We start from the raw sequence: 6,172 nt of genomic DNA, 5'->3' as shown, positions 1-6,172 counted from the left end.
GGTGCATTGTCACACGCCGGACGCCGCTCGTTCGAACAGCCGCCGCTGGCCCTGCGCCTGTAGGACGCTTGTCACCGAGACCAGCCCTTCGCCGATGGCTCTTCCCAAACCAACGGGAACCGCGTTCCCGATCTGCTTGTATCTCTGAGCCACACCCCCCGCAAACGCGTAGTCAGGCGGAAACTGCTGGATCGTGGCATACTCCTGGACACTTGAGGGCGGGTCTCGTCCGGGTGGCAGAGGGAAGTGCTCTTCTGGATCGGGCTGGTCGGCAAAGTCGGACTGGGCTTATCCCACGGCAGCCGCCTGTAGAAGCCTACCTTGCCGCCGTCTGCCTCCCACGCACCGCCCATCACTCTCTCGGTGAACTCACGGCCGTACTGGGGATGATCCCGGAACCATCGCCAGTTTTTGCCAGCAGGGACGAGGGCCATAATCCGCTGCCGGTCGGGCGTGTACGACAGAAACTCCGGCGACCCGACGTTGATGTCCCGAATCGCCTGCGCCCAGGTCTGCCAATTCCCTCTGTGAGTCGGCACTACCAAGTGTGAAAGTTCAGCAGTCGTGAACTCCCTGTCACGGCTGCGGACGACCAACACTCTCAGCCTGTTCTGCGGCACCCGTAGTCTGCAGCGTCAACCAGACCGAAGGTGATTTGATAGCCGAGGAACCCTGCTCCTCTTCCGGAGCGAGCGGTGGGTAGTCGGGCCTGCGCTCGCTCAGCGGCCGATGCTTGATTGGGGCAGAGAGGATCCCCCTTACGTTCTCCATCACAAAGAACCGCGGCTGCGCGGCGTCGACGACGGCAGCGAAGTTGGCGAAGAGGCTTCCCTTGGGTCACCTATGGAACCTCGCCGCCCGGCGGTGCTGAAGCTCTGGCACGGCGGCCCACCGGCCACGAGAGCTGCCTCGCCCCTCGCAAGGCCAGCTGCTTCCATGATCTCTTGAGGCGAATACGCAGTTATGTCTTCAAGAATCGGGAATGCTCGGCACGAGAAGTGCTGCCGGTTACCATCCAGCGTCCGCCTGGCCCATTTGTCGATTTCGACCGCGACGCGGGTCTGAAAGCCCGCCTGCTCCAACCCGAGATCGAGACCTCCGGCGCCGGTGAAGAGGGATATCGTGGGAAGCGGCTCAGATGAGTACATAAGCTAGCACGTATGTTCTGTCAGGATGTTGCAAGTCTCCCTTACTTCGGGGAATTGTTCAACGGGCCAACGATTGGGTCCAGCCCGGCGCGACCGATCCGTGCCAAACGCCCGTCGGAGTTGACGCGAACCATACTCCAAAGTTCGCGGAGGTATTCAGGAGGACGCCGTGGTGTCGTTGTGGGACTTGCGAATCGGCGACATGTTGGAGCTTGCGTCGGGGGTCTTCGCGTCGGTCGAGATGCCGACCGAGGACGGGGGAATGGATCCTCGTTCGATACGTGCACGGCGGTTCGAGGCTGGAGTTGGTCGGGCAGACCGACCTTGCGGCCGCCTTCGAAGTCACGGCTGTGCTTTCAGACACGCGCTCCTGACCCACCCCTCCCGTTCCCCATCGGCTGTTGCGGCTGCTATAGTTCGCGGCACACAAAACAACGGGAGCCACACCCCCATGCGTTACACCTACGAGCCCGAAGTCGAAGCCTTCCGCGAGGAGGTGCGCCAGTTCATCAAGGAGAATCTGCCGCCGGAAGAGGTACGGCTGGCGCGCGGTTATGAGGGCGGTTTCAAGACTTACCAGGAAGAGTACGACTACACGATGGGCTTCCAGAAGAAGCTCTCGGAGAAGGGCTGGCTGGCGATGGCCTGGCCAAAGGAGTACGGCGGCGGCGGGGCGAGCCACATGCGCCAGCTCGTCTACAACGAGGAGATGGCCTACAACCAGGCGCCGGCCGGCAACATGGGCATCGCCTGGGTCGGGCCGAGCCTGATGCTCTACGGCACCGATGAGCAGAAGACGAAGTTCATCCCCCGGATCACGGGCGCCGATGACTGGTGGTGCACGCTCTATTCGGAGCCGGGCGCCGGTTCCGACCTGGCGGCCCTCCAGACCCGGGCGACGCGCGACGGCGACGAGTACGTGGTCAACGGCCAGAAGATCTGGACCTCCGGCGGCCACCTTTCGGACTGGGGCTGGCTGGCCGCGCGGACGGACCCGGACGCGCCGAAGCACAAGGGCATCACGATGTTCATGGTCAACATGAAGTCGCCCGGGGTGACGGTGCGGCCGCTGATCAACATGAGCGACCGGCACGGCTTCAACGAGGTGTTCTTCGAAGATGTCCGCGTGCCGGCCAACCAGGTCGTCGGCGAGGTGAACCGGGGCTGGTATCACATGGCGGTGGCGCTCGACTTCGAACGGTCGGGCATCCAGTCGTACGCCGGCGGGCGCCGCAGCGTCGAACGGCTCACGCGGCTGGCGAAGGAACACCCGGAGCTGGTCGAACGGCGGCCATCGGTCCGTTACGAACTGGCGGACCGCGCGGTCGATATCGCGGTGGGTACGAACCTGGCGTACCGGGTGGCGACGATGCAGGCTCGGGGGCTGGTGCCGAACCACGAGGCGAGTGCTTCGAAGCTGTTCGGGAGCGAAATGGGCCAGCGGATCTCGCTCACGGGCATGCACCTGCTCGGGACGCTCGGGCAGCTCAAGGACGGGACGAAGCACCAGATCATCGACCAGGCGACGGCCTACACGAGCTCCGTCAGCGGGACGGTGGCGGCGGGCACGAGCGAGATCCAGCGGGGGATCATCGCCACGCGAGGCCTGGGCCTGCCGAGGGGGTAGGGGATAGGCGATAGGCGATAGGCGATAGGCGATAGGCGTTAGGCGAGAGGGTGTTCGCCTAACGCCCAACGCCTACTCTGGGGTAACCTTCGGGGATGAGTGACCGAATCTCCTGGTTCCCAATAGCCGACCGCGAGACCTGCGCGCCCGAGACGCGGGCGTTGTTCGACCTGCTCGAAGAGAAGCTGGGGTTCGTGCCAAACGTGTTCCGGGCGTTCGCCTGGCGCGAAGAGCGGATGACGAAGTGGCGGGCGCACTTCGATGACCTGATGACGCCTTCGGAGGGGCTGACGAAGGTCGACCGGGAGATGATCTCGGTGGTGGTTTCGATGCAGAACCAGTGCCTGTACTGCCTGACGAGCCATGGGTTCGCGCTGCGGGCGCTGCTGAAGGACCCGGTGAAGGGCGACCGGATCGTGCTGGACTACCGGCGGGCGGGGCTGAGCGAGAAGCAGATGGCCATGCTGGACTTCGCGGTGAAGCTGACGCTGGACCCGGTGACGGTCGCCGAAGAGGACATCGACGAGCTGCGGGCAGTGGGCTTCAGCGACGAGGACGCCTGGGACATCGTGGAGGTGACGGCCATGTTCAACTTCACGAACCGGCTGATGAGCGGGACGGGCGTCATGCCGAACGCGGAGTACCACGGGATGGCGCGGTAGGCATCTTCGGAGGCGGCGCGCGCCGGGGAGCGGGACCGCCAGGCTTAGAGGATGGACTCGAGGTAGGCGGCCACGCCGTCTTCATCGGCGGCGAGGGTTTGGGTGCGGGCGGCGGCCCGGGCTTCGGGGGTGCCATCGGCCATGGCGATCGATGCGCCGGCGACCTCGAACATGGGGATGTCGACCTCGCTGTCACCGATGGCGGCAGCCTCGGATGGATCGATCCCGAGGTGGGCGCAGAGAGCCCGGAGGCCGCTGCCCTTGTCGACGCCGGGGGCGGTGATCGTGATGAGGGCATCGCCGTTGAAGGCGACGGCAGGATAGAGGCTGACGCGGCCGGCCCAGGCCTGGAGCTCGGGCATGTGGTGGTCGCCGGGGGCGGCTTCGGCGAGGACGGAGAGCGCGTTCTGGAGGTGTTCGCCTTCGAAGCGCGTCACCGGCTTGAGCCACTCCGGGGCCATCGCCGCCCAGGGCGGGAGCTCGTTGGCGCGGCGGTAGGCACGCTCGGGAGTCGAGAGCGTGGCGGTCCAGCCCGCGCGGTCACAGAGGGCGGCGAGGAAGAGGGCGAAGTCGCCATCGAGCGGGCGCTGTTCGACGACGACGCCATCGGCCGTGCGGACATCGGCGCCAGCGGAGGCGATGGCGGCGACGGCGATGCCGACAGCCTGGAAGGGGCGGATGGCGGCCTGGTACCAGCGGGCGGTTGCGGGAGCGAGGACAATGCCGGCCTCGTGGGCCGCTTTGAGGGCGGCGGCGGTGCGGGTGGAGACGCTGCCCTGGGAGTTCAGGAGGGTGCCGTCGAGGTCGATCACGATGAGCTTGGGCCTCAACCCCAGGCTCCCTGGCCGGCCGGGGAGTTCCAGGTCTCGGTGATCTTGCCGCCCTCCACCTTGAAGATCTCGATGCCGGAGAGGGTTTGCTCTCTGCCATCCTGTTCGAAGGAGAACTGGTAGGCGCTGGCGTAGAGGTTGCCTTCAGCGAGGGCGGCGATGTACTCGAAGCGCGGGTTACGGACGCTCGCGAGGAAGCCGGCGATGCGGGCCGTGTTCTCGGCGAGAGACATCACGACTCGTTGGCCGTGCTCGTGGCGAATGCACGGGTCGGCGATGAAGCGGGCGGCGGCCTCGGGGTTGGCGGCGTGGTAGACCACGTCGGTGTACTCCTGGATGAAGGCGTGGAGGTCCATCGGCGGAATGGTAGCGGATGGCGCCGGAACGGGGTGCGGCGCTTGTGGCGCGCATCCCGCGTGAGGCCCCTGCGCAAGCGCACTTCCCGACGCTGCAAAGCGAGTTCACGCGACCCCGGAGTGCCGCTCCCACCAGTCCGCAAGTTCCACACGGTTCGTCGTCCGGGTCTTCTGGCGGGCGCTCTTCAGGTATCCCTTGACGGTTGATTCAGCCAGGCCAGTCGCGGCGGCTATCTCCCTGCTCGTCTTGCCCTGGACAAGCAAGAGAACGACGCCGCGCTCCCTCGGGCTGAGCTGATCCAGTCCCTGTTGCACTTCGCTCACCTCCGCGCTCTCCCCACCGAACGGCGGGTATGCTCGGTATACCACGCCGGGGTAAGTCGTGCCATGGCGAACCTTCGGGGGGAGGGCCCCGGCAGGAGACGCCGTGAAGCCGGTGCCGCAGGGTTCGAAACGGGCTAGACTCGCCGCCACATACACGGCTTTTGGAGACTGGCGATGAAGGTTGGCATTTCGTTTGGGGGGCAAGAGTGGGAGCGCGGGGCGGCGTTCGTGCAGGAGGCGGAGAAGCTCGGGGTAGATTCGGTCTGGACCGCGGAAACATGGGGATTCGATGCGGCCACGCCGATCGGCTACCTGGCGGCGAAGACGGAGAAGATCCGGCTCGGAACTGGCATCCTCCAACTCGGCTCGCGTTCTCCGGCGATGCTGGCGATGACGGCAATGACGCTGAACTCCATGTCGAAAGGCCGTTTCACCCTGGGCCTGGGAGCGAGCGGGCCGCAGGTGGTGGAGGGATGGCATGGGGTGCCGTTCGCGCGCACGCTGCCGCGCATCCGGGACGCGGTGAACATCGTTCGCATGGCTTCGCGGGGGGAACGGGTCGCCTACAAAGGCGAGTACTACGAGCTGCCACGGCCGGGCGGCGAAGGGAAGGCGCTGAAGACATCGGCGCCGCCGATGCAGTTCCCCATCTACCTGGCGACGCTCAGCCCGAAGTCGCTGGAGCTGACCGGGGAGATCGCCGACGGATGGATCGGGACTTCGTTCATGCCCGAACACGCTGACGTGTTCTTCGACCACATGCGTCGTGGCGCGGAAAAGGCGGGACGGACGCTGGCCGACCTGGACATCCAGGCTGCGGCGGGGGTGGTCGCCTTCGGCGACGACGTGGAGAAGCTGGTCGCGCCGCGGCGCCCGGGGCTGGCATTCACACTGGGCGCGATGGGTTCGCGCCAGCACAACTTCTACAACGCCGCCTACCGGCGTGCCGGTTACGCCGACGAGGCCGTGGCGGTCCAGAAGCTCTGGCTCGACGGCAAGCGCGAGGAGGCGGCGGCGCTGGTACCGGACGAGATGGTGCTCCAGACGAACCTCATCGGGACGGAGGCGATGGTGCGCGAACGGGTGCGCCAGCACCGGGCGGCGGGGGTAAACACGCTGCGCGTGCAGCCGGAGGGGGCGACGCTGGAACAGCGGTTGGAGAACCTCGGCCGGATCGTGAAGATCGTGAACGAGGAGTCGTAGGAAAGCGCTTGAGAAGCCCAGA

7 protein-coding genes and 1 pseudogene are annotated in these 6,172 nt (G+C 66.1%); 3 read left to right on the top strand and 5 right to left on the bottom strand.

The genetic code is table 11. From position 1 onward, the window contains the following. Positions 1-9 precede the first annotated feature (9 nt). Positions 10-192, bottom strand: coding sequence for a DNA cytosine methyltransferase (locus tag IPG14_RS16755; RefSeq protein ID WP_343392590.1), 183 nt, complete (start codon positions 190-192; stop codon positions 10-12). Between the two features lie 384 nt (positions 193-576). Beyond that, positions 577-1,148 (bottom strand): annotated as a pseudogene (locus tag IPG14_RS16750) (DNA cytosine methyltransferase). Between the two features lie 451 nt (positions 1,149-1,599). Between IPG14_RS16750 and IPG14_RS16745 the strand changes: the two are divergent. Both IPG14_RS16745 and IPG14_RS16740 read left to right on the top strand, forming a co-directional pair. After that, positions 1,600-2,775, top strand: a complete 1,176-nt coding sequence (locus tag IPG14_RS16745; RefSeq protein WP_343392583.1) for an acyl-CoA dehydrogenase family protein — start codon at positions 1,600-1,602, stop codon at positions 2,773-2,775. Positions 2,776-2,870: 95 nt separating this feature from the next. Then, positions 2,871-3,437, top strand: coding sequence for a peroxidase-related enzyme (locus IPG14_RS16740; protein WP_343390134.1), 567 nt, complete (start codon positions 2,871-2,873; stop codon positions 3,435-3,437). A 44-nt stretch (positions 3,438-3,481) separates the two neighbouring features. Here IPG14_RS16740 and IPG14_RS16735 read toward each other — a convergent pair whose 3' ends face one another. The 3 genes from IPG14_RS16735 to IPG14_RS16725 all read right to left on the bottom strand — a co-directional run bounded on the left by IPG14_RS16735 (position 3,482) and on the right by IPG14_RS16725 (position 4,947). Then, entirely contained in the window at positions 3,482-4,267 is a 786-nt protein-coding gene (locus IPG14_RS16735) for an HAD family hydrolase (RefSeq protein ID WP_343392582.1), read from the bottom strand. Then, a complete protein-coding gene (locus IPG14_RS16730; RefSeq protein WP_343390132.1) occupies positions 4,264-4,623 on the bottom strand; it encodes a nuclear transport factor 2 family protein in 360 nt (119 codons plus the stop codon). The genes IPG14_RS16735 and IPG14_RS16730 overlap by 4 nt, the downstream gene beginning before the upstream one ends. 105 nt (positions 4,624-4,728) lie before the next feature. Next, entirely contained in the window at positions 4,729-4,947 is a 219-nt protein-coding gene (locus tag IPG14_RS16725) for a helix-turn-helix transcriptional regulator (protein WP_343392581.1), read from the bottom strand. 174 nt (positions 4,948-5,121) lie between these two features. Between IPG14_RS16725 and IPG14_RS16720 the strand changes: the two genes are divergently transcribed. Next, positions 5,122-6,150 carry an LLM class F420-dependent oxidoreductase gene (locus IPG14_RS16720; protein ID WP_343392580.1) on the top strand — a complete coding sequence of 343 codons (1,029 nt, stop codon included), beginning with the start codon at positions 5,122-5,124 and terminating at the stop codon, positions 6,148-6,150. The last annotated feature ends 22 nt before the right edge of the window (positions 6,151-6,172 follow it).

The sequence above is a fragment of the Candidatus Amarobacter glycogenicus genome (assembly GCF_016704105.1).
Lineage (GTDB): Bacteria > Chloroflexota > Dehalococcoidia > Tepidiformales > Tepidiformaceae > Amarobacter > Amarobacter glycogenicus.
Note: the sequence above shows the minus strand (reverse complement) of the source record. Positions and strands in the feature narration are given on the sequence as shown.

Coding starts and splice junctions, on each gene's coding strand:
- IPG14_RS16720 (WP_343392580.1), top strand. CDS start 5,122: ATGAAGGTTGGCATTTCGTTTGGGGGGCAAGAGTGGGAGCGCGGGGCG.
- IPG14_RS16745 (WP_343392583.1), top strand. CDS start 1,600: ATGCGTTACACCTACGAGCCCGAAGTCGAAGCCTTCCGCGAGGAGGTG.
- IPG14_RS16740 (WP_343390134.1), top strand. CDS start 2,871: ATGAGTGACCGAATCTCCTGGTTCCCAATAGCCGACCGCGAGACCTGC.
- IPG14_RS16730 (WP_343390132.1), bottom strand. CDS start 4,623: ATGGACCTCCACGCCTTCATCCAGGAGTACACCGACGTGGTCTACCAC.